At 65.9% G+C, this 20,385-nt stretch carries 18 protein-coding genes and 1 tRNA gene; 11 read left to right on the forward strand and 8 right to left on the reverse strand.

Annotation, left to right across the window (positions count from 1 at the left end):
• Positions 1–77 precede the first annotated feature (77 nt).
• The gene (gene gatC, locus ACOHWE_RS05005) at positions 78–365 is read right to left on the reverse strand and encodes an Asp-tRNA(Asn)/Glu-tRNA(Gln) amidotransferase subunit GatC (protein WP_420664587.1); all 288 of its coding nucleotides are present in this window, start codon (positions 363–365) and stop codon (positions 78–80) included.
• Positions 366–578: 213 nt separating this feature from the next.
• On the opposite strand from gatC, the gene ACOHWE_RS05010 reads away from it, so the two are divergent.
• Positions 579–1,271, forward strand: a complete 693-nt coding sequence (locus ACOHWE_RS05010) for a metal-dependent hydrolase (protein WP_420664589.1) — start codon at positions 579–581, stop codon at positions 1,269–1,271.
• 114 nt (positions 1,272–1,385) lie between these two features.
• Here ACOHWE_RS05010 and ACOHWE_RS05015 read toward each other — a convergent pair whose 3' ends face one another.
• The 3 genes from ACOHWE_RS05015 to ACOHWE_RS05025 are packed head-to-tail and all read right to left on the reverse strand — an operon-like array spanning position 1,386 to position 3,319.
• On the reverse strand, positions 1,386–2,009 hold the full coding sequence (locus ACOHWE_RS05015; protein WP_420664591.1) for a DNA-3-methyladenine glycosylase I: 624 nt from the start codon (positions 2,007–2,009) through the stop codon (positions 1,386–1,388).
• A gap of 5 nt (positions 2,010–2,014) precedes the next feature.
• Complete coding sequence (locus ACOHWE_RS05020) at positions 2,015–2,863, reverse strand: aminoglycoside phosphotransferase family protein (RefSeq protein WP_420664593.1); 849 nt, start codon at positions 2,861–2,863, stop codon at positions 2,015–2,017.
• Between the two features lie 6 nt (positions 2,864–2,869).
• Positions 2,870–3,319 carry a nucleoside deaminase gene (locus ACOHWE_RS05025; protein WP_420664594.1) on the reverse strand — a complete coding sequence of 150 codons (450 nt, stop codon included), beginning with the start codon at positions 3,317–3,319 and terminating at the stop codon, positions 2,870–2,872.
• A 139-nt stretch (positions 3,320–3,458) separates the two neighbouring features.
• On the opposite strand from ACOHWE_RS05025, the gene ACOHWE_RS05030 reads away from it, so the two are divergent.
• The 10 genes from ACOHWE_RS05030 (at position 3,459) to ACOHWE_RS05075 (ending at position 14,587) form a co-directional block, all read left to right on the forward strand.
• Entirely contained in the window at positions 3,459–4,577 is a 1,119-nt protein-coding gene (locus ACOHWE_RS05030) for a pseudouridine synthase (RefSeq protein ID WP_420664596.1), read from the forward strand.
• A 335-nt stretch (positions 4,578–4,912) separates the two neighbouring features.
• Positions 4,913–5,797, forward strand: a complete 885-nt coding sequence (locus tag ACOHWE_RS05035) for a DUF2927 domain-containing protein (protein ID WP_420664598.1) — start codon at positions 4,913–4,915, stop codon at positions 5,795–5,797.
• A 177-nt stretch (positions 5,798–5,974) separates the two neighbouring features.
• Positions 5,975–6,421, forward strand: a complete 447-nt coding sequence (dtd, locus tag ACOHWE_RS05040; RefSeq protein WP_420664599.1) for a D-aminoacyl-tRNA deacylase — start codon at positions 5,975–5,977, stop codon at positions 6,419–6,421.
• Positions 6,422–6,907: 486 nt separating this feature from the next.
• The gene (locus tag ACOHWE_RS05045; RefSeq protein ID WP_420664601.1) at positions 6,908–8,494 is read left to right on the forward strand and encodes an ABC transporter substrate-binding protein; all 1,587 of its coding nucleotides are present in this window, start codon (positions 6,908–6,910) and stop codon (positions 8,492–8,494) included.
• A 1-nt stretch (position 8,495) separates the two neighbouring features.
• Entirely contained in the window at positions 8,496–9,452 is a 957-nt protein-coding gene (locus ACOHWE_RS05050; protein ID WP_420664602.1) for an ABC transporter permease, read from the forward strand.
• Positions 9,449–10,264, forward strand: a complete 816-nt coding sequence (locus tag ACOHWE_RS05055) for an ABC transporter permease (protein ID WP_420664603.1) — start codon at positions 9,449–9,451, stop codon at positions 10,262–10,264. Before ACOHWE_RS05050 ends, ACOHWE_RS05055 begins: the two co-directional genes overlap by 4 nt.
• Complete coding sequence (locus tag ACOHWE_RS05060) at positions 10,261–11,898, forward strand: ABC transporter ATP-binding protein (protein ID WP_420664604.1); 1,638 nt, start codon at positions 10,261–10,263, stop codon at positions 11,896–11,898. The genes ACOHWE_RS05055 and ACOHWE_RS05060 overlap by 4 nt, the downstream gene beginning before the upstream one ends.
• Positions 11,899–12,118: 220 nt before the next feature.
• Complete coding sequence (locus tag ACOHWE_RS05065) at positions 12,119–12,760, forward strand: DUF1326 domain-containing protein (protein ID WP_420664606.1); 642 nt, start codon at positions 12,119–12,121, stop codon at positions 12,758–12,760.
• A gap of 3 nt (positions 12,761–12,763) precedes the next feature.
• Positions 12,764–13,606: a DUF2182 domain-containing protein gene (locus tag ACOHWE_RS05070; RefSeq protein WP_420664608.1), complete on the forward strand. Its 843-nt coding sequence runs from the start codon at positions 12,764–12,766 to the stop codon at positions 13,604–13,606.
• 144 nt (positions 13,607–13,750) lie between these two features.
• The gene (locus ACOHWE_RS05075; protein ID WP_420664610.1) at positions 13,751–14,587 is read left to right on the forward strand and encodes an alkaline phosphatase family protein; all 837 of its coding nucleotides are present in this window, start codon (positions 13,751–13,753) and stop codon (positions 14,585–14,587) included.
• A gap of 93 nt (positions 14,588–14,680) precedes the next feature.
• On the opposite strand, the gene ACOHWE_RS05080 is transcribed toward ACOHWE_RS05075, so the two are convergent.
• The 4 genes from ACOHWE_RS05080 to ACOHWE_RS05095 form a co-directional block, all read right to left on the reverse strand.
• A complete protein-coding gene (locus ACOHWE_RS05080) occupies positions 14,681–15,619 on the reverse strand; it encodes an alpha/beta hydrolase (protein WP_420664611.1) in 939 nt (312 codons plus the stop codon).
• A 448-nt stretch (positions 15,620–16,067) separates the two neighbouring features.
• Positions 16,068–17,987 carry an acyl-CoA synthetase gene (locus ACOHWE_RS05085; RefSeq protein WP_420664613.1) on the reverse strand — a complete coding sequence of 640 codons (1,920 nt, stop codon included), beginning with the start codon at positions 17,985–17,987 and terminating at the stop codon, positions 16,068–16,070.
• 169 nt (positions 17,988–18,156) lie between these two features.
• On the reverse strand, positions 18,157–19,956 hold the full coding sequence (locus ACOHWE_RS05090; RefSeq protein WP_420664614.1) for an ABC transporter transmembrane domain-containing protein: 1,800 nt from the start codon (positions 19,954–19,956) through the stop codon (positions 18,157–18,159).
• A 170-nt stretch (positions 19,957–20,126) separates the two neighbouring features.
• Positions 20,127–20,200, reverse strand: a tRNA-Gly gene (locus tag ACOHWE_RS05095).
• Between the last annotated feature and the right edge of the window lie 185 nt (positions 20,201–20,385).

Here is a 20,385-nt window from a genome sequence, read left to right on the forward strand (position 1 = left end):
CCTCTCTTGGGCAAATTTCCTTGGGCAATGCCCGTCTGCAGCGGCAGCCGCCTGGCAGGCAGCGTGCGGAGGGCTGCTTATTCCACCACTTTCGGCACCGCGAAGAAGCCTTCGCGGGCGTCCGGCGCGTTCGACAGCACCTTGTCCTGCTGATTGCCGTCGGTGACCACATCCTGGCGGCGCTTCAGGCGCTGCGGGGTGACCGAGGTCATCGGCTCGACGCCCTCGACATCGACCTCGTTCAGCTGCTCGATGAAGCCCAGGATGGTGTTGAACTCGGCGGCCAGGGCCGGGAGCGCGTCATCCTCGACCTTGATCCGGGCCAGTTTGGCCACCTTGGCGGCGGTGCTTTGGTCAATCGACATGGAAACCCTCATCTCGTGTTACAGAGGCATTTACCGCCGCACCGCCCGGGCCGCAAGCCTGCTGGCCGCCCGCTGCCCGCTTCCCCCTGCAGTCTTGGCAGGCAGCGGTTCCTGCGCGCCGCAATTTTTTGCCCGGCGCCGCATTTTCTTTCCGCGCCGGGCTGCTAGGCTGGGTCCGGGGCGCCGCGGCGCCGGCAATCGGGGAGAAAGACCATGAAGGTGATCTGGCTGGGCCACGGCAGTTTCCGTTTCGAGACCGGGGACAAGGTGCTTCTGCTCGACCCCTGGCTGAGCGGCAACCCGGTACTCCCGCAGGAGCAGCACGAGGCCGCGGTGGAAGGGGCGACCCATATCATCCTCACCCACGTGCATTTCGATCACGTGGTGGACGTGCTTCCGCTCGCCAAGCGGCTGGAGGTGCCGGTAGTGGGGCAGTACGACATGATGGGCTTCTGGGGCGAGACCGAGGAGGTCGAGACCATCGGCTTTAACAAGGGCGGCACGGTCGATCTCGGCGGCGTGCAGCTTGCCATGGTGCCCGCCTCGCACAGTTCCACCTTCAGCACCCAGGACGGGCTGCGCACCGGTGGTTCGGAAGTCGGCTACATGCTGATGGCTGAGGGCAAGACCATCTACATCTCCGGCGACACCGCGCTGATGGCGGACATGGAGTGGATGGGTGACTACTACAAGCCGGACGTGGGCATCCTGTCAGCGGGCGGCCACTTCACCATGGACATGAAGCAGGCCGCATATGCGGCGAAGCGCTATTTCAGCTTCAAGACAGTGATCCCCTGCCACTACAAGAGCTTCCCGGTGCTGGAGCAGGATGCAAGGGACCTGATCGAGGGGCTGCCCGGGACGCAGGTGATCGAGCCCGAGGTGATGAAAGCGATCGAGATCTGAACGCCGCCCCCCGGGTGGCGGCAGCAGGATACTCCCGCCCGTCACCTGATCTGCATTGCAGATCCGCTCCCGTTGGGCCGGGCGCCGGGCTTCGCGGCCCGGCGCGGCGGCGCTTCAGGTTGCAGATTTCAAGCGTGGAACGGTGAAGCCAGCCCGCGCTGCAGCCGCCGTCCCGCGGCAGAGGCAGCCGCGGGCGTGATCGTTGATCAGCCCCATTGCCTGCATGAAGGCAAAAACCGTGGTGGGGCCGACAAACTTCCAGCCGCGTTTCTTCAGCGCCTTGGAGAGCGCCACAGATTCGGGACAGGTGGAGGCAGTCTGCGGCTCGGGCAGGTCTTCCGGCCTGGGTTCGAAACTCCAGAAGAAAGCGGCGAGTGAGCCCGCCTCCGCGACCAGCTCCTGCGCACGGGCGGCATTGTTGATCACCGCCTCGATCTTGCCGCGGTGGCGGACGATGCCCTTATCCTGCAGGAGCCGTTCGACATCCTCCGGACCGAACTTTGCCATCACGGTGTAGTCGAAGCCGGCAAAAGCGGCACGGAAGTTTTCGCGCTTGTCCAGGATGGTGCGCCAGCTGAGGCCGGACTGGAAGCTTTCCAGACAGATCTTCTCGAACAGGCGGATGTCGCCGTCCACCGGATAGCCCCATTCCTCGTCATGATAGCGCAGGAAGTCCGGGGCCGAGGCGCTCCAGGCACAGCGGGGATGGCCATCAGGGGCGGTATAAAGTTCAGCCAAAGTAATCACTCCCTTTCAGAATACGCTTGAAGAAGCGCCGTAAGCAGGTCCGTGTCCGGTCCGGCGGCCAAAGGTTCCCCGAGACGCCAGACAATCGACAGGGCGCATTTGGCCGCGGCCCAGGCCAGCAGGCGCCTGGCAGAACAGCCAAGCCCCGCAGACCATTGGCCGGCCCGGCGGCGGATCACTTCCGGGCTATCGAGCCCGCGCCGGCAGCCCCTGGGGTGACGGAAGGCGTTTGCCAGCTCGTAGCCCGGTTCACCCCACAGCCCCTTAGCATCGAAGGCGCAATATCCGCGCGGGCCGAGCCGGACGTTTTCATGATGGAGGTCGCCATGCAGCGCGCAGGCGTCCGTCTGGGTTGCCAGCAGGCCGAGGAGCAAGCCGCGGCCCTGCTCCAGCCCGTCGCGCAGGGAGCCCGGCGGCAGGCTGTCCCGATGGAAGGCGCGCAGGGCACTGAAGCGGTCTTCGAGCGGCGGGAAAGACGCCTTCTCCCCGCTGGAGCCGGCATGCAGTGAACGGGCAGTTTGCAACAGCTGGCTGTCCGCATGCCGCAGGTCACCGCTGCGGGCGATATCGCCAAGCGAGGGCCCAGGCAGCCACTCGACCAAGGCTGCGCAGGAGTTCACCGAGTACACTTGGGCGGCCTGCGCCTGCGGCGCCTGCCGCAAATAGCCGAACCCAGCCTCTTCGCTGCCCATCTGCCCGCCCCTGTAGACTTTCAGGACAGCCGGGCCGCCGCCGGCACGGGTCACACGCCAGAGCCGCGCAATCGGTGTTTCCGCCAGGAACTCGGGTCCCGACACGCCGAATTCCGCAAGCAGGGCTCCGGAGGGTTGCGGCGAAGCGGCCAAACCGGGTTACCTCCTGCCCGCGAAGAAATCCTTAAGGAGCGCCGCGGCTTCGGCCTCAGCGATGCCGTCATAGACTTCTGGAGCATGATGCGCCTGCGGGTGGGAAAAGACGCAGGCGCCATGCGCCACCCCGCCGGACTTCGGATCCGCGGCGCCGTAGTAGACCCGGCGGATACGGGCGGCGGCGATGGCGGCGGCGCACATGGCGCAGGGTTCCAGCGTCACATAGAGGTCGTAGCCGGCGAGCCGCTCGCTGCCGCGTGCGGCGCAGGCTTCGCGGATCGCCAGGATCTCGGCGTGCGCGGTGGGGTCGTTCAGCTCCCGGGTGCGGTTGCCTGCGAACGCGGCCACCCGCCCGTCCGGCGCGATGAGCACCGCGCCAACGGGAACCTCGCCGCGGTCCGCCGCCTCCCGCGCCTCTGCCAGCGCTTTGTCCATGTGCGATTTGAAAGCCATGCGCTCCCCGGTGTCCGAAGATTTCAAAGTGCCAGGTTCTGCCCGGCGCCACGCCTGCCAGTGTCCGGCCCTCTCTGCACCCTTCCTGCCCGCGATTGCCCGCTTTCGCAAGCCGCCGGAATGCTCTATGGCACGCAGCATGAGCAAAGCACCCGCATCCCCCAAGGGCTCTCCCGCAGGCCAGGCGCCTGAGGGCGACCGTATCGCCAAGGTTCTCTCCCGCTCCGGCGTCGCCTCGCGCCGCGAGGCCGAGCGCATGATCGCCGAGGGCCGCGTCGCGGTGAACGGCGAGACCATCACCAGCCCCGCGCTGAATGTGACCGCCAGGGACCGTATCCTGGTCGATGGCAAGCCCCTGCCCGAAGCTGAGGCGCCGCGGCTGTGGATGTACTACAAGCCGATTGGCCTGGTTACCTCCACCAGCGACGAGAAGGGCCGCAAGACGATATTCGACGAGCTGCCCGACGATCTGCCGCGGGTAATGACCGTCGGGCGGCTCGATCTCAACTCGGAAGGCCTGCTGCTGCTCACCAACGATGGCGCCATCAAACGCAAGCTGGAGCTGCCTTCGACCGGCTGGCTGCGCCGCTACCGGGTGCGCATCAATGGCCGCCCGAAGGACGAGGATTTCGAGCCGTTGCGCAAGGGGCTGGTGATCGAAGGCGAGCGGTTCCAGCCGATGACGGTGACGCTCGACCGCCAGCAGGGTGCTAACGCCTGGCTGACCGTGGGGCTGCGCGAGGGCAAGAACCGCGAGATCCGCCGCGCGATGGAAGACATCGGCTTCAGCGTGAACCGGCTGTTGCGGCTGTCTTACGGGCCGTTCCAGCTCGGCAGCCTGAAGCCCGGCGAAGTCGAGGAGCTGCGCCCCAAGGTTGTGCGCGACCAGCTCGGTCTCGAGAAACCGGACGAGACGCCCGCCAGCCGCCCGGTGCGCAGCCGCGGCGGGAAGCCGGCGGCCAGACCCGGCACCAGTTCCGCGGGCAAGCCGGCCGGCCGGCCGGGCGCAAAACCCGCAGGCAAGCCGGGCGCGCGCTCTGGCAAGAGTGCCGGCGCAGGGCCTGCCGCCGGGGCTGGCAAGACATTCGGCACGCGCGCAAGCAGCAAACCGGGAGCCGGGTCCAGCGGCAAGCCCGGTTTGACAGCAGGCCAGAAACCCGGCGCGCCCGGCCGCGGCAAAGCGTCCGGACCGCGCGGCAGCAGCTCCAGTTCCACCGGCGCGCCGAAAGGCCGCCCCGGCAAGCCGCGCCGCGGCTGATACCCGGCGCCGCCCGTTCGCCCGCGGGCTGATACCCCGCGCCGCCCGCGAGCCCGCTTTGGCACTGGCATGGGCGCCCGGCTTCTCCTAGGGTTCCCTTCAGGACACCGATTGTGCTTGAGGGGGACCGCGCATGCCGCCAGTTGCAACTGCCCAGCATTTGACCGCCGCATCCGCTCGGACGGGCTGAACGCGTGATGCGGCACATGCGTCTTCCTGCGGCCCGCCCGCGCAGACCCTGCTCCTGCCATTACCGCCCCGGCCGTTCCCGCCGGTCTAACCCGGCCGTACGCGCCGGGCTGCTCTGCGGCCTTCTGGCCGTGGCGGCGGCATGTGTGCCTCAGGGGCAGCGGCAGTCGCTGGTGCCGCGGCCGCGGCCCGCCGCGCTGGTCCCGGAGGCACCCGCCCCTTCTGCCGACAGCCAGGAGCTAACGCAGTACTACCGCGTTCTGGAACGCGACCTCTTGACCCGCGGGCTGCTGCGCACCGATGGCGGCGGCCCGGACACACCCTTCGATGCGGAGGATCTGGCGGAGAGCTTCGAGGCGCTGGCCTTCTATGACGAATACGGCGGCAACGGGCTTTCCGGCGGGCTGGGCCGCTGGGCCGGGCCGGTGCGGATCGCAGCGGAGTTTGGACCCTCAGTGCCGCCTGCACGGCGCGCCGCCGACCGCGTCATGCTTCGGGACTATGCGGCGCGGCTGGCGCGGATCACCGGCCACCCTGTCAGCGCCGCTCCGGGCCGGACCAATTTCCATGTCCTGTTCGCCAGCCTCGACGACAGCGCCTTTGTCGCCGAGCGGGTGCGCGAGCTGCTGCCGGGTCTCGGCGCGCGGGAGCTTGCGCTGCTGGCGGCGCCGCCGCGCAGTTATTACTGTCTGGTGGTGGCGGGCGGACCCAAGAGCGACCCGTTCACCTACAGCCGTGGTGTTGCGCTGATCCGGGCCGAACACCCCGATCTGGTGCGGAAGAGCTGCGTGCATGAGGAAGTGGCGCAGGGGCTGGGTTTGCGGAACGACAGCCCGCGCGCGCGGCCTTCGATCTTCAACGACGATGACGAATTTGCGCTGCTGACCAGCTTTGACGAGAAGCTGCTGCGGATACTGTATGACCCGCGCTTGTCCCCGGGGATGAGCGCGGATGAGGCGCGCCCGCTTGTGCGCGCCATTGCCCGTGAACTGATGGGTGAAGCACGCGAAATGGCGGGCGGGCCGCTCTGAACGCCGTCAGGCCAGGGCCGCGTGCGCCAGGGCGGCGGGGCCGGACATGAACGCAGGCGGATTCCGCCCTGCCCCCCCATTGCGCCGCCCTGCGCCCGGTGCCCCGCATCGCCGCGGCTTGCACGCGCGCCGCAGCGGCGTCAGTCTGGTGCAAGAATTCAGAGAAAGGAACGCGGCATGCGCGCAGTGGTGCAACGGGTCCGGGAAGCCTCGGTGTCTGTTGAAGGAGAGGTCATCGGCCAATGCGGCCCTGGCCTGATGGTGCTAGTCTGCGCCATGGCGGGGGACGGCACCGGGGAAGCGGAACAACTGGCCGCCAAGATCGCCAAGCTGCGCATTTTCAAGGACGAGGCGGGCAAGATGAACCGCTCGGTTCTGGAAATCGGCGGCAGCGTCTTGGCGGTGAGCCAGTTCACCCTTGCGGCTGACACCCGGCGCGGCAACCGGCCCGGATTTTCTGCCGCGGCGCCTCCGGCCGATGGTGAGAGGCTTTACGAACATTTCGCTGCCGCCTTGCAGGGGCTGGGGATCAGGACGGCGAAAGGGCGCTTTGGCGCCGACATGCAGGTGAGCCTGGTGAACGACGGGCCGGTCACCATCTGGATCGACACCGCCGCAGAGTGAGCATGTGCGCCCGAAGGCCGGCCTGCGGTGCAGGACAAACAATCCCGATGGGGATTGGCCGCGGCGCGGAACAGGCCCGCCGGTCCTCCGTGCATCGCCGGGGCAATTCCGCCACGGCGAGGCGGCGCGGCTTGGCAGCACTCGCAAAAAGAAAACGAACCCCGCTCAGCAATATGATTCTTCCGGAAAGTGGGTCAGCCCTCCTGACCGGAGCGCCAAATACAGCGCAAAAGACGGCATTCCTCAGCCAAAAAATTTTCTGGTCGCATTCTTGAGATATTTTTGATTTGTAAAGCGCTATGAGCCCAAAAGCGGCACACCGCCAAAGAAAGGCGACACCCGTCTTGGGGCCTTGGGCCGGCGGCACATTCCCTGCCGCCGGAGCCCGCGAATAAATCTTGCGAGGCTGCTGCAAATGCGCAAATCTTGAAAGACCAATCAAGAAAATGAGTGCTGACAGCACCGCACACCAATTGGGAGAACTCCATGAGCGACTATATCCAGTATCTGGCCAGCCAGGCGGCCGCGGGCAAACTGTCCCGCCGCGCCTTCCTCGGCAAGGCAGCCGCACTGGGCTTCACCGCGGTATCCGCAAACCTGCTGATGTCAAATGCAGTGCAGGCAGCCGGTCCGCAGAAGGGCGGCACCATCAAGGCCGCGATCCAGGGCGGCAGCACCACCGACAGCCTGGACCCGGCAACCACCACCAACACCGCGATGACCATGGTCAGCAAGCTGTGGGGCGAGCCGCTGATGGCTCTGGCGCCGGATGGCGGGCTGCAGCCGAAAGTGGCCGAAAGCGTTGAGGCCTCGGCCGACGCCAAGACCTGGACCTTCAAGATCCGCGACGGCGTCACCTTTTCCAACGGCAAGACCGTGACCGCCGAGGACGTGCTCGCCACCATCGAGCGCCACTCGGGCGAGGACACCAAATCGGGTGCGCTGGGTCTGCTGCGCGACATCGCGGCAATGCGGGCCGAGGGCAACGACTTCATCATCGAGCTGAAGACGCCCAACGCCGACCTGCCCTACCTGATGACCGACTACCACCTGCTGATCCAGCCCAATGGCGGCAAGGACGATCCGGCGGCGGCAATCGGCACCGGGCCGTACGTGCTGAAGGACGTCGACATGGGCGTGCGCTTCGTGGCCGAGAAGAACCCGAACTACTGGGATCCCGAACTGGGCCACGCCGACACAATCGAAGTCCTCATCATCAACGATGACACCGCCCGCGTCGCGGCGCTGCAGTCGGGCCAGGTCGACATGATTGACCGGGTGCCGCCGCGCACCGCCAAGCTGGTCGACCGCGCTCCGGGCATCAACGTGCGCTCCACTGCCGGCCCCGGCCACTACGTGTTCATCATGCATTGCAACACGGCGCCGTTTGACAACAACGACCTGCGGCTGGCGCTGAAATACGCGATGGACCGGCAGGAGATGGTCGACAAGATCCTGCACGGCTACGGCTCGATCGGCAACGACAGCCCGATCAACGCCTCCTACCCGCTGTTCACCGAAGCCGAGCAGCGCGAATTCGATCCGGACAAGGCCAAGTTCCACTTTGACAAGTCCGGCCATGACGGCGAGATCCTGCTGCGCACCTCGGACAACTCGTTCCCGGGGGCACCAGATGCTTCGGCGCTGTTCCAGCAGTCCTGCGCAAAGGCGGGGATCAAGCTGAACATCAAACGGGAGCCGAGCGACGGCTACTGGTCCGAAGTCTGGAACAAGCAGCCCTTCTGCACCAGCTACTGGAGCGGCCGCCCGATCCAGGACCAGATGCTGTCGACCGCCTACCTGTCGACTGCGGACTGGAACGACACCCGCTTCTTCAACGAGCAGTTCGACCAGCTCGTGGTGGCGGCGCGCGGCGAGCTGGACGAGGCCAAGCGGACCCAGATGTACGCCGACCTCTCCACCATGATCCGCGACGAAGGCGGGCTGATCTGCCCGATGTTCAACGACTTCATCGGCGCCACCTCAGACCGGCTGGCGGGCTGGGTCGAGAACCATAAGGGCTTTGACCTGATGGACCTCTACGCTCCGATGAAAATGTGGGTTGCGGCCTAACATGTCCCCAGTTGTCCGCCTTCTGGCTCAGCGCATTGCGCTGAGCCTCCTTCTTCTGTTGCTGATTTCGATGGTGATTTTCGCGGGCACGCTGATCCTGCCCGGCGACGTCGCCCAATCCATCCTCGGCCAGGGCGCAACCCCCGAAGCGCTGGCGAACCTGCGCGCTGAGCTGGGGCTGAACGAACCAGCGCTGCAGCGCTATTTTTCCTGGCTGTTCGGCGCCTTGCAGGGCGATCTTGGCACCGCGCTGACCAGCGGCCAGGACATTGCCGACGCGCTGGCCGACCGGTTCAAGAACACTCTTTTCCTCGCCTTCTGGGCCGCCGTCGTGGCCGTGCCGCTGGCGATCTTCCTCGGCCTTCTGGCCGTGCGCTTCAAGGACCGCTGGCCCGACAAGCTGATTTCGGGCGTCACCCTGGCGTCGATCTCGATCCCGGAGTTCCTGATCGGCTACGTGCTGATGTATGTTATCGCCGTGCAGCTGCGCTGGTTCCCCTCGGTCGCCATGATCAACGACAGCATGACGCTCTGGCAGAAGCTCAACTCCATCGCGCTGCCGATTGCCGTGCTCACCCTGGTGGTGCTCGCGCATATGATGCGGATGACGCGGGCCGCAATCCTCAACGTGATGCAGTCGGCCTATATCGAGACCGCCGAACTCAAGGGCCTCAACGCCTTCCAGGTGATCTACCGCCATGCCTTCCCGAACGCGATCGCGCCGATCGTCAACGTGGTGATGCTGAACCTCGCCTATCTGGTGGTCGGCGTCGTGGTGATCGAGGTGGTGTTCGTCTACCCCGGCATGGGCCAGTATCTGGTTGACCACGTTTCAAAGCGCGACGTGCCGGTGGTGCAGGCCTGCGGGCTGATCTTCGCTGCCGTCTACATCGGGCTCAACATGATTGCCGATATCGTCGCCATCCTGTCGAACCCGCGCCTGAGGCATCCGAAATGAAGAATATCCCCATTTCCGCCCTCATCGGGCTGTTCTTTACCGCACTCTACTTCCTGGCCGCGATATTTGCCCCGCTGCTGGCGCCCTACGGCGTCGGCGAGGTGGTGGGCGACGTCTGGGAGCCTTCGAGCGCGGAGTATCTGCTTGGCACCGACAACATCGGCCGCGATCTCCTGAGCCGGATGATCTACGGCGGGCGCACCACCATCTTCATTGCCACCGCGGCGACGATCCTGTCCTTCACCACCGGCGCGGTGCTGGGCTTCATCGCGGCTGAGGCCGGCGGCTGGCTCGACCAGACGCTGTCGCGCTTCGTCGATCTCATCATGTCGATTCCGACGCTGATCTTCGCGCTGGTGGTGCTGTCGGTAACCCCAGTCACCATTCCCATGCTGATCCTGGTGATGGGCCTTCTCGACTCCACCCGCGTCTACCGCCTGGCCCGCGCCGTCGCGGTCGACATCGAGGTGATGGACTACGTCGAAGCCGCCCGCCTGCGCGGCGAACGCACGGTCTGGATCATCTTCCGCGAGATCCTGCCCAACGCGCTGTCGCCGCTGGTCGCCGAGATGGGCCTGCGCTTCATCTTCATGGTGCTCTTTGTCTCCACCCTGTCCTTCCTGGGCCTGGGCGTGCAGCCGCCCGAAGCCGACTGGGGCGGAATCGTGAAGGAAAACAAGGACGGCATCGTCTACGGCATCCCCGCAGCCCTCTTGCCGGCCGTTGCCATCGCCACGCTGGCGATCTCGGTCAACCTGGTCGCTGACTGGGTGCTGAACCGGACAACCTCGCTGAAAGGAGGCCGCGGATGAGCGACGCCCTGCTAAAAGTCCGCGACCTGAAAATCGGCGCAACCGTCTACCCGCCGGGCGAAAAGCCCAGGCCTATCGAGATCGTGCACGGGGTCAGCTTTGACCTAGCGCCCGGCAAGGTGCTGGGGCTGATCGGGGAATCCGGGGCCGGCAAGTCCACCATCGGGCTGGCCTCCATGGCCTACGGCCGCGGCGGCGTGGAGATCACCGGCGGCGAGGTCTGGGTCAACGGCCGCGACATCCTGAAGACCAGCCGCAAGGACGTGCGCCGCTTGCGCGGCGGCGAGGTCACCTATGTGTCGCAGTCCGCCGCTGCCTCCTTCAACCCGGCCAAGAAGATCATGGACCAGGTGGTGGAGGCCGCGGTCGAACAGGGCAAGTTCTCCCGCAAGGAGGCCGAGGCCCGCGCGCGCGCGCTCTTTGCCAAGCTTGGCCTGCCCGACCCCGACAACATCGGCGAGCGCTACCCGCACCAGGTCTCCGGCGGCCAGCTGCAGCGCTGCATGACCGCGCTGGCGCTCTGCCCTGAGCCGGACCTGGTGGTCTTTGACGAGCCGACAACGGCGCTCGACGTGACCACCCAGATCGACGTCCTGATGGCGATCAAGGAAGCGATCCGCGACACCGGCGTAGCGGCTCTTTACATCACCCACGACCTTGCGGTGGTGGCGCAGGTGAGCGACGACATCATGGTGCTGAAGATGGGCGATACCGTGGAATACGGCAGCGTCGATCAGATCATCAACAACCCGCAGGAGGAGTACACCCAGGCGCTGGTCTCGGTACGTTCGATCGAGCATGAGGAAAAGGCCCCCTCGGCGGAACCGGTGCTGAGCGTGCGCAATATCACCGCACGCTACAAGGGTACAAATTTCGACGTTCTGCACAATGTGAACGTCGACCTGTATCCGGGCCAGACCCTCGCGGTGGTGGGTGAATCCGGTTCCGGCAAATCGACGCTGGCGCGGGTGATCACCGGCCTGCTGCCGCCGCGCGAGGGCGAGATCCACTTTGCCGGCCGCACCCTGTCGCCGGACCTCAAGGGCCGCACCCGCGAGGACCTGCGCGAGTTGCAGATGATCTACCAGATGGCGGATGTGGCGATGAACCCGCGCCAGACGGTAGGCACCATCATCGGCCGCCCGCTGGAGTTCTACTTCGGCATGAAGGGCGCCGAAAAGCGCAAGCGCATCATTGAGCTCCTGGACGAGATCGAGCTGGGCAAAGGTTTCATGGACCGTTACCCGGCCGAGCTGTCGGGCGGCCAGAAACAGCGCGTCTGCATCGCCCGCTCGCTGGCGGCCAAGCCCAAAATGATCATCTGCGACGAGGTCACCTCGGCGCTCGATCCGCTGGTGGCGGACGGCATCCTGAAGCTCTTGCTGGAGCTGCAGAAGATCGAGGACGTGGCCTATCTCTTCATCACCCACGACCTCGCCACCGTGCGCGCGATCTCGGACAATATCGCGGTGATGTACCAGGGCCGGGTGCAGCGCTACGGCGGCAAGTCGGAGGTGCTGTCGCCACCGTTTGACGATTACACCGACCTGCTGCTGAGCTCGGTGCCCGAAATGAAGCTGGGCTGGCTGGAAGAGGTCATCGCGCACCGCAAAATGGAAAGCGCGGGCCACTGAATCCCGGCGCCGCATGAACGCCCCCGCCCGGTTGCCGGCGGGGGCTTTTTCTTTTCAACCTGCCGCTGATTTATGGTAGTTTACCGGCACCAACGCCAATGCGGCGGCGGCTCCAGCCGCAATCAACCAAAAAAGTCATTGAGCGCTGCCGTGTCCATGCAGGCCGCCCCGGGGACCGCCGGGCAGTTTCGTTTGTCCAAATTACTCGGGAGGACCTGCCATGACAGATTGGGCCATTCACGGACTAAGCATTTCCAACTGCAACTGCGTCCCCGGCTGCCCCTGCCAGTTCTCGCAGCTGCCCAGCCACGGAACCTGCGAAGCGATGATGACCTTCCGCATCGAGAAGGGCCATCACGGCGACGTGTCGCTGGACGGCCTCGCGGCCGCCGTCATCTACAAGTGGCCCGGCGCGGTGCATGAGGGCAACGGCGAAATGCAGATGATCATCGGCGAGAATGCCTCGGAAGAGCAGCGCACGGCCCTGGAAGCCATCATCCGCGGCGAGGACACGCAGGAATTTGCCACCATGTTCCACGTCTTCAGCACCATGAGCCCGACCAAGCACGAGACCCTGACCGGGCCGGTCTCGCTCGACTACGATCCCGAAACCCGGACCGGCACCGCCAAGGCGGGCGATATTGCCCAGACCACGGTCAAACCGATACCCAACATTGTATCAGGCGAGCCGCATGCCGCCAGCATCATGCTGGAAAACGGGTTCGAATATACCGAGGCCCAGGTTGCCACCGGCACCACCATCACCCGCAATGCCGCGGTCCGCCTTGAGAACAACACTGACAGCCACGCCCATATCGCAGAGCTGCACCTGACCGGAGACGGCGTGCAACGCGCTGCTTAAGACGTGGCCGCTTCGCGCGATAGCCCGCCCGGCGCAGCCGGAGCGCCTGGTGCGGCGGGCTGGCTGGCCCGGCACGACCGCGCCGTAGTGCTGACGGCCGCTGGGGTGATCGTGCTGTTAAGCGGGCTCTACACGCTCGGCGGCGGGGGCGTAGGCATGAGCGCGCTGGAAATGACGCGCATGGCCTCCCCTGCCGGCGGAGCTTCTGCCTTGCAGCCGCCTGGCTGGACACCTTCGTATGCCGTGCTGGTGTTCCTGATGTGGTGGGTCATGATGATCGCGATGATGACCCCCAGCGCGGCACCCGTGTTATTGCTGTTTGCGGCGGTGAAGCGGGCTGGGCCGGAGGCCGCGCGCGCCGCGCCGCTGAGCCTTCTGTTCCTGTCCGGCTACCTCCTGGCCTGGGCCGGCTTCTCCGCCGCGGCCACCGGCTTGCAATGGCTTCTCGAGACGGCGGGCCTGTCAAAGGGCCCGATGATGCCGCTCAGCGACCGTGCCCTCGCGGGGGCGGTACTGCTGGCGGCGGGCGCCTACCAGTTCACCCCCACCAAACGCGCCTGCCTGGCGCATTGCCGGTCGCCGGTCGACTTTCTGACCGCACACCGCCGGCAGGGCCCAGCTGGCGCGGCTCTGGTGGGCGCCCACCATGGAACCTACTGCCTCGGCTGCTGCTGGGTGCTAATGGTTCTCCTGTTTGCGGGCGGCGTGATGAACCTCTACTGGATCGCGGGTCTGGCGCTCTATGTGCTGGCGGAGAAGCACCTTCCTAATGGCGAGGTGCTGGCACGGATAGCGGGCGCCGGGCTGATCGCCGCCGGGGCCTGGATGCTGGCCACGGGCCTCTGAGCCCTCCTGCCCCGCTCCAATGCTGGTGCAGCTGGCGCGCGATGCCGCCGGCAGAACGGGCCGCGGCGGTTTTGCTATCGCATTTCTAGCTTTCCGCTGGATGATGGACGCCGGAGCCTCTGCAAGCAAAAGGGATTCGGGCGCATGGACAAGAAACTACTGCTGATCATCCTCGATGGCGTGCCCTGGCGCAATTTCCGCCGCCTGTTCGGCAATCTCGAAGGCTGGGTCGACAGCGGCGATGCCCGGGTCTGGAAGCTGCGCTCGGTTCTGCCGTCGATCTCGGCCAGCTGCTACGCGTCGATCCACACGGGCGTGGCCCCGGCCGAACACGGCTGCACCGGCAACGGCAATGTGTTCCGGCTGGGCCACAAGGACATCTTTTCCCAGGTTCGCGCGGGCGGCGGCACCACCGGCGCGGTGGCGCACAGCTTCTGGTCCTCATTTTTCAACCGGCACCCCTTTGACGTGGTGCGCGACATCGAATTTGACGAGCCGGAAAACGCCGCCATCAACCACGGCCGTTTCCACACCATGACAGGGTATGGCAAGGACAACCAGATGACGCCGTCGGACGTGGATCTGTTTGGCACCCTGACAAACCTCTGCATGCGCTTCGGCCTCAACTACGGGATGCTGCACACCTGCACGCTGGACAGTATGGGGCACCGCTATTTCCACGACTGCCACGAAATGGACCACGCATGTTTCGTGATGGACGAGATGCTGGCCCCGTTCATCCCGCGCTGGCGCGGCATGGGCTACGAAGTGATCGTGACCGCCGACCATGGGCAGGACACGCGCGGCCACCACGGCGGGCGCGATCCCTTGCAGCAGGAAACCGCGCTCTACTACTTCGGGGAGGCCGACGGCCCCGACCATGACGCGGTGATCGATCAGCTGCAGCTGGCTCCGGCAATCCTGTCCCGCCTGGGGGCGCCGGCAGCAGATACAATGAAGGCGCAGTCTTTCCTGCGTTGAGCCAAAGCGTGCATACAACGGACCGAGGGCGGTCTTCCCGGCTGCCCCTGGACCCAAACGGCCGGGTTGCTACAGCGGGTTTTTTAAAACGCCTCAGTCATAGGGCCACAGCTTCTGGCCCAGCCCCTCGATCGCCAGGGATATCCGCTCGAAGCTTTCCCGCGCCCTGCCGACGCTGTGCCGCGCGCGCAGATAGCCGTGCACCAGCCCAGGCTCGTTAATCCAATGCGCCTTGCCCCCCGCCGCCTGGATGCGGTCACGGTAGGCGCGGGAATCATCCCGCACCGGGTCGCAGTCGGCGGTGAACAGGACAGTCGGCGGCAGTCCGCTGAAATCGCTGTCCTGCAACGGCGCAAACGTCGGGTCGCCTTCGGGCTGCGTCCCGCCCGCACGCGCATCCATGTAATAGGCCACATCCGCCCGCGTCAGCATCGGCGCATGGGCGTGTTCGGCATAAGAGCCCTGGCTCATGTCGCCGCCAAGCGCGCCGTAGATCAGCACCTGGCCGATGACCGCATCGCTGCGCCCGCGCGCATAGTGCGCAAGCGCGGCACAAAGGTTGGCGCCTGCGCTGTCCCCGGCCAGAATGATGCCCTTGCCATAAGTCTCTTCGGCCCATTTAAGGGCGGTCCAGCCGTCCTCGAAGGCCGCCGGGTGCAGATGCTCGGGCGCGAGCCGGTAGCCCACCGCCACCACCCGGTAGCCGGTCAGGGCGCAGATTTCGGCGCAAAGGTCGTCATGGCTGTCAAGTCCGCCCACGACGAAGCCGCCGCCGTGGCAGTAAAGCACCGTGCGGGTGGGATCGCCCGCGGTATAGACGCGCACCGGCACCGCCTGGTCTGACGCACCCCTTGCCTTGCGGTCGCGCACCGAGACAATCGCAGGCCGGGGTTCGCGGAATTCCTCGGCCATCGCATCATAGACGTCGCGCTGTGCCTCGATGGACAAATCGACGGCGTTGTCGGGATAAAGCTCCCCGCTTTTCTGGATGAAGCTCCAGGTCTCTTCGTCGATCAGCCTTTCGTAATCCATCCGCGGCCTCCCTGCTCAGGTCCCGTGTCAGAGCCTAGGCACAGATTGCCGTAAATGGAATGCCCTGAAACAGAAAGCGCGTGCGGGAGGCGCGGGGCCTTGGCATTCGCGGAACAGCGCACTGGCAGATGTCCTGCGGAATGATAGAGCTGGCGGCGGCACGGCCCTGAAGAAAACCTTGGCGGCCTCCGTTCGCCGCGGAGCGCGGCCAGCATCCTCCCCCGCTTCGTGCCTCACCGGCGCCCGCCGGCGAGCCAACGGGTCATCAATAGCAGTTTCAGGCCGCCAACCCAGTCTGCCTTCTCAGCGGCGCACCCCGCGCCAACAAATCGCCGGCGCATGGGGCCGCGCCGGCGATGCGCGGCGGCCTCTCGACCCTGTTCCACGCTAGTGGCTGTCGCGATGGGCCCCGTAAAGGGGCACCCGAGCGGGATGCGGCCGAGGCGGGTTACTCCGCTGCCGTGGGGTGCTGGATCGCAGCCGGAAGCAGCTCCCAAGGGCGCGTGAAATCGCCAAGAACCCTCGCGATTTCTGCATCCGCGCTGCCGTGCGCGGCAACCTGAGCCACCAGCCCGCGCTGCTTGTCGTCGATCACATTTTCCACCCGGGCGGCAACGCCCGCCTTTTCCAGCGCGCCGTTGTAGACGCGGATGATCGCGTGCTTGCGCAGGTCCGGCTTGAACACCTTGCCTACAGCGGTCTTGGGCAGCTCCTTCAGCACCGTCAGGTGCTTGGGAATGGCGGCACGCTCGTGGATGTGGACCTTGCAGTACTCCAGCAGCTCCGCCTCGCTGGCCGAGGCGCCATCGACCAGTTCGACAAAGGCGCAAGGCAGCTCGCCCGCGTGGGCATCAGGCTGGCCGATAGCACCGGCAAAAGCGACGGCCTCATGGCCCAGGAGCGCCTCCTCGATCTCGGCCGGGTCGATGTTGTGGCCGCCGCGGATGATCAGATCCTTGGCGCGGCCGGTGATCCACAGGTAGCCGTCCTCGTCGGTGCGGCCCAGGTCGCCGGTGCGCAGGTACTTGTCCTGGTAGAACAGGTCCGCGTTCTTTTCGACCTCAGTATAGGTGTGCCCGGCATAGACGCCGGGGTTGGAAATGCAAATCTCGCCGATCTCGCCGGGGGCGCATTCCATCGGGCCATCGGCCGAGCCCTTGATGATCTTCACGTCCGTGTAAGGCAGCGGGATCCCGACTGAGCCGACTTTCTTCTGCCCGCCCGGAGGGTTGCAGGAGACGAGGCAGGTCGCCTCGGTCAGCCCGTAGCCCTCGACGATGGTGACGCCGGAGGCTTTCTCGAACCGCTTGAACAGCTCCATCGGCATCGGCGCAGAGCCCGAGAAGGCAGTCTTCACGGTCGAGATGTCGGCATCTACCTCGCGCTGCATCAGGGCGGAGACCGCGGTAGGCACGGTGATGATGAAGGAGATCTTCCAGCGCTCGATCAGCTTCCAGAAGTTGTCGAACACGCCCTCTCCGCGGTAGCCCTGCGGCGTCGGGAAAACCACATGCGCGCCCGAGGCCACTGCCGCCATTACGATCACGTGGCAGGCGAAGACGTGGAACAGCGGCAGCGGGCACATGATGTTGTCCTCTTCCGAGAACAGGAGCGTCGCTCCCAGCCAGCCGTTGTAGATCATGCCGGAATATTTGTGCTGCGCCACTTTGGGCATGCCGGTGGTGCCGCCGGTGTGGAAATAGCAGGCCACCCGGTCGCCAGCGCTGTCGGGGAAGGCCAGTGTCTTGGACTGCTTGGCGCATTCCTTGCGGAAATTCAGGTAGTCCGCATGCGCCGCCTTTGCCTTGTTCTCCAGCTTGGGGCGGATCATCGGCACGATCCAGGACTTCGGCGGTGTCAGGTAGCGGTTGAGGTCGACCTCCAGCACCGTGTTGACGCCCGGCGCATGGCGCACTGCCTCGGCCACCTTCTGCGCCACGTCGGTCTTCGGGAAGGGGCGCAGGGTGACCACCACCTTGGCCTTGGTCTCGCGCAGGATGGAGGCGATCTGCTCCGGCTCCAGCAGCGGGTTGATCGGGTTCACGATCCCCGCCACCGCGCCGCCCAGCATGGTGACCAGCGCCTCGGTGCAGTTCGGCAGCACATAGGCCACCACGTCCTTCTCGCCGATGCCCAGCCCGCGGAACATGTTCGCGGCCTGCGTCACCTGGTCTTTCAGCGCGCTCCAGGTCAGCGTCTCTGCCTTGTCCTTGGGTCCGGACAGGATCTGGTAGCTGGCGGCCCGGCTCTCCGGGAATTTCCCGGCCGTCTGCGACAGCAGCCCGTAGAGCGTGGCTGGCAGGTTGCGCGCCTCGTAAGGCATTTCGTTCTCAAGTGCCCGGCGGTCCTCGATACCGGCAAATCCCATGGTGTTCCTCCCGTTACCCCGGTGCATCAGGGGGCGTGTCCTCTTGCCGCCAAGAGTATTGCAAACACCGTTTTGCGCAAGCGCAGGTACAGGCTCACCTCAGGGCACCTTCGGCGTGACGTGGCGCCAGAAAGCCCCGCCCAGCGCCCTGCCCCATCCTTCAGCGGCATTATTCGGCCGCCATGCCCTCGGTGAATTGCAGCCGGGCCAGGCGCGCATAGAGCCCGCCCTCGGCCACCAGCGCTTCATGGGTGCCGGAAGCAACAATGCGGCCCTGGTCCATCACCACGATGCGGTCGGCCTTCTTCACCGTCGCGAGACGGTGCGCCACGATCAGCGTGGTGCGGTCGCGGCTGAGCGCATCTACCGCCGCCTGCACCAGCCGCTCGCTTTCGGCATCCAGCGCCGAGGTCGCCTCATCCAGCAGCAGCACCGGCGCGTCGCGCAGGATCGCCCGCGCAATGGCGATGCGCTGCTTCTGTCCGCCCGAGAGCATCACGCCCCGCTCGCCGACAAAGCTGTCATAGCCGTCCGGAAGGGCCGAAATGAACTCATGCGCAGCGGCGGCCTTGGCGGCGGCTTCCACCTCGGCGTCGCTGGCCTCGGGACGGCCAAAGCGGATGTTGTCGCGCGCCGAGGCGGCAAAAATCGCCGGATCCTGGGGCACCATCGCGATATGGCGGCGGAAATCGCCGCGGTTCAGGGCGCTGAGCGGCACACCGTCGAGCAGTACCCGGCCCTCATGCGGATCGTAGAAACGCTGGATCAGCTGGATCACAGTGGTCTTGCCCGCACCCGAAGGGCCGACAAAGGCCACGGTCTCACCAGGCTGCACGGTGAGGGAAACGTTCTCAAGCGCGGAAACATCGGGCCGCGACGGGTAGCGGAACGAAACATCCTCGAACCGGATCTCCCCCCTTACCGGAGCGGGCAGCTTTTGCGGCGCATCCGGATCCAATACCGTATCCTCTGCCTGCAACAGTTCCACCAGCCGCTCGGTCGCGCCCGCGGCGCGCTGCAGTTCGCTCCAGATCTCCGAAAGCGCAGCAACCGAGCCCGCCACCAGCACCGCGTAGATCACGAACTGGATCAGCGTGCCCTCGCTCATACGCCCGGCGCGCACATCATTTGCACCCATCCAAAGGACGCCCACGATGCCCGAAAACACCAGGAAGATCACGATCACCGTCAAGGCCGCGCGGGTGCGGATACGGCGGCGGGAGACGTCATAGGCCGTCTCTGTCATATCGCCAAAGGCGGCCCGGCTTGCAGCCTCGTGGGTGAAGGCCTGCACCGTCTGCACCGCGCCGAGAGCCTCGCCCGCATTGCCCGAAGACGCCGCGATCCAGTCCTGGTTCTCCTTGCTGATCGCACGCAGGCGGCGGCCGAGAAACAGGATCGGCACGATCACCGCGGGCACGATCAGCAGAACCATCCCGGTCAGCTTGGCCGAGGTCAGCAGCATCAGCACCAGCCCGCCTAGGAAGATCAGCAGGTTACGCAGCGCAATCGACACCGACGAGCCGAGCACCGACTGAATCAGCGTGGTGTCGGTGGTGATCCGGCTGAGCACCTCGCCGGTCATGATGCGCTCGAAAAACTCCGGGCTCATGCCGATCACACGGTCGAACACCGCCTTCCGGATATCGGCCACCACCCGTTCGCCAAGGCGCGTGACCAGTGCATACCGCACACCTGTCCCGATCGCGAGCAGAGCGGCAATCACCAGCGCCGCCGCGAAATACTGATTCAGCAGCGCAGCATCCGAGACCCGGAAATTGTCCACCACCCGCCGCACCGCCAGCGGCAGGGTGAGCGACAGCGCCGCCGTCAGCACCAGCGCGCAAAGCGCCGCCGTCATAAGGCCGCGGTAGGGCCGCATGAATGGCCACAGCGCCGCCAGCACGCCAATCTTCCGGGAGCTTGCGCGCTCCTTTTCCGTATTCGGGGCCGCCTGTTTTCGCGCCATTCCGGATCCTTTTGACCTTCGCCTATGCGCCGCCCCGAGGGGCACACGCTCTTGTCCCGGTTCATGGCCCTGCAGCCCCGGCAGGTCAAGCGCGGAGCGGTTTCAAAATTTGCGGAACAGAGGCCGGGGCCTGCGGCATCCTGACCTTGCAGGCACTGCCGGAGAGACGTTGGAGCGGGTAGCGGGAATCGAACCCGCACCTTAAGCTTGGAAGGCTCTTATGATACCATTTCACCATACCCGCCCGGATCTTGTGGTGATTTAGGCGAAGCCGCGGGCGAGGTCAACCGCCATATGCCGGCGTCCGGACCGGCGCCGCCTCCAGCCGTGGCCTCCCGGCTCAGGCGGAGGAATTTTCCGCCTTCCGCCCTTGCGATCCGCGCCCGCCGGCCCGAGTTTAGGCAGGCATCCCGCCGCGCCTGTCCGAAG

The sequence above is a fragment of the Cribrihabitans neustonicus genome (genome assembly GCF_048820895.1).
Lineage (GTDB): Bacteria > Pseudomonadota > Alphaproteobacteria > Rhodobacterales > Rhodobacteraceae > Cribrihabitans_A > Cribrihabitans_A neustonicus.

What these genes read in the sequence shown, in the direction of transcription:
- gatC (WP_420664587.1), bottom strand. Translation starts at nt 365, where the DNA reads ATGTCGATTGACCAAAGCACCGCCGCCAAGGTGGCCAAACTGGCCCGG.
- ACOHWE_RS05010 (WP_420664589.1), top strand. Translation starts at nt 579, where the DNA reads ATGAAGGTGATCTGGCTGGGCCACGGCAGTTTCCGTTTCGAGACCGGG.
- ACOHWE_RS05025 (WP_420664594.1), bottom strand. Translation starts at nt 3,319, where the DNA reads ATGGCTTTCAAATCGCACATGGACAAAGCGCTGGCAGAGGCGCGGGAG.
- ACOHWE_RS05030 (WP_420664596.1), top strand. Translation starts at nt 3,459, where the DNA reads ATGAGCAAAGCACCCGCATCCCCCAAGGGCTCTCCCGCAGGCCAGGCG.
- dtd (WP_420664599.1), top strand. Translation starts at nt 5,975, where the DNA reads ATGCGCGCAGTGGTGCAACGGGTCCGGGAAGCCTCGGTGTCTGTTGAA.
- ACOHWE_RS05045 (WP_420664601.1), top strand. Translation starts at nt 6,908, where the DNA reads ATGAGCGACTATATCCAGTATCTGGCCAGCCAGGCGGCCGCGGGCAAA.
- ACOHWE_RS05050 (WP_420664602.1), top strand. Translation starts at nt 8,496, where the DNA reads ATGTCCCCAGTTGTCCGCCTTCTGGCTCAGCGCATTGCGCTGAGCCTC.
- ACOHWE_RS05055 (WP_420664603.1), top strand. Translation starts at nt 9,449, where the DNA reads ATGAAGAATATCCCCATTTCCGCCCTCATCGGGCTGTTCTTTACCGCA.
- ACOHWE_RS05060 (WP_420664604.1), top strand. Translation starts at nt 10,261, where the DNA reads ATGAGCGACGCCCTGCTAAAAGTCCGCGACCTGAAAATCGGCGCAACC.
- ACOHWE_RS05065 (WP_420664606.1), top strand. Translation starts at nt 12,119, where the DNA reads ATGACAGATTGGGCCATTCACGGACTAAGCATTTCCAACTGCAACTGC.
- ACOHWE_RS05075 (WP_420664610.1), top strand. Translation starts at nt 13,751, where the DNA reads ATGGACAAGAAACTACTGCTGATCATCCTCGATGGCGTGCCCTGGCGC.
- ACOHWE_RS05080 (WP_420664611.1), bottom strand. Translation starts at nt 15,619, where the DNA reads ATGGATTACGAAAGGCTGATCGACGAAGAGACCTGGAGCTTCATCCAG.
- ACOHWE_RS05085 (WP_420664613.1), bottom strand. Translation starts at nt 17,987, where the DNA reads ATGGGATTTGCCGGTATCGAGGACCGCCGGGCACTTGAGAACGAAATG.
- ACOHWE_RS05090 (WP_420664614.1), bottom strand. Translation starts at nt 19,956, where the DNA reads ATGGCGCGAAAACAGGCGGCCCCGAATACGGAAAAGGAGCGCGCAAGC.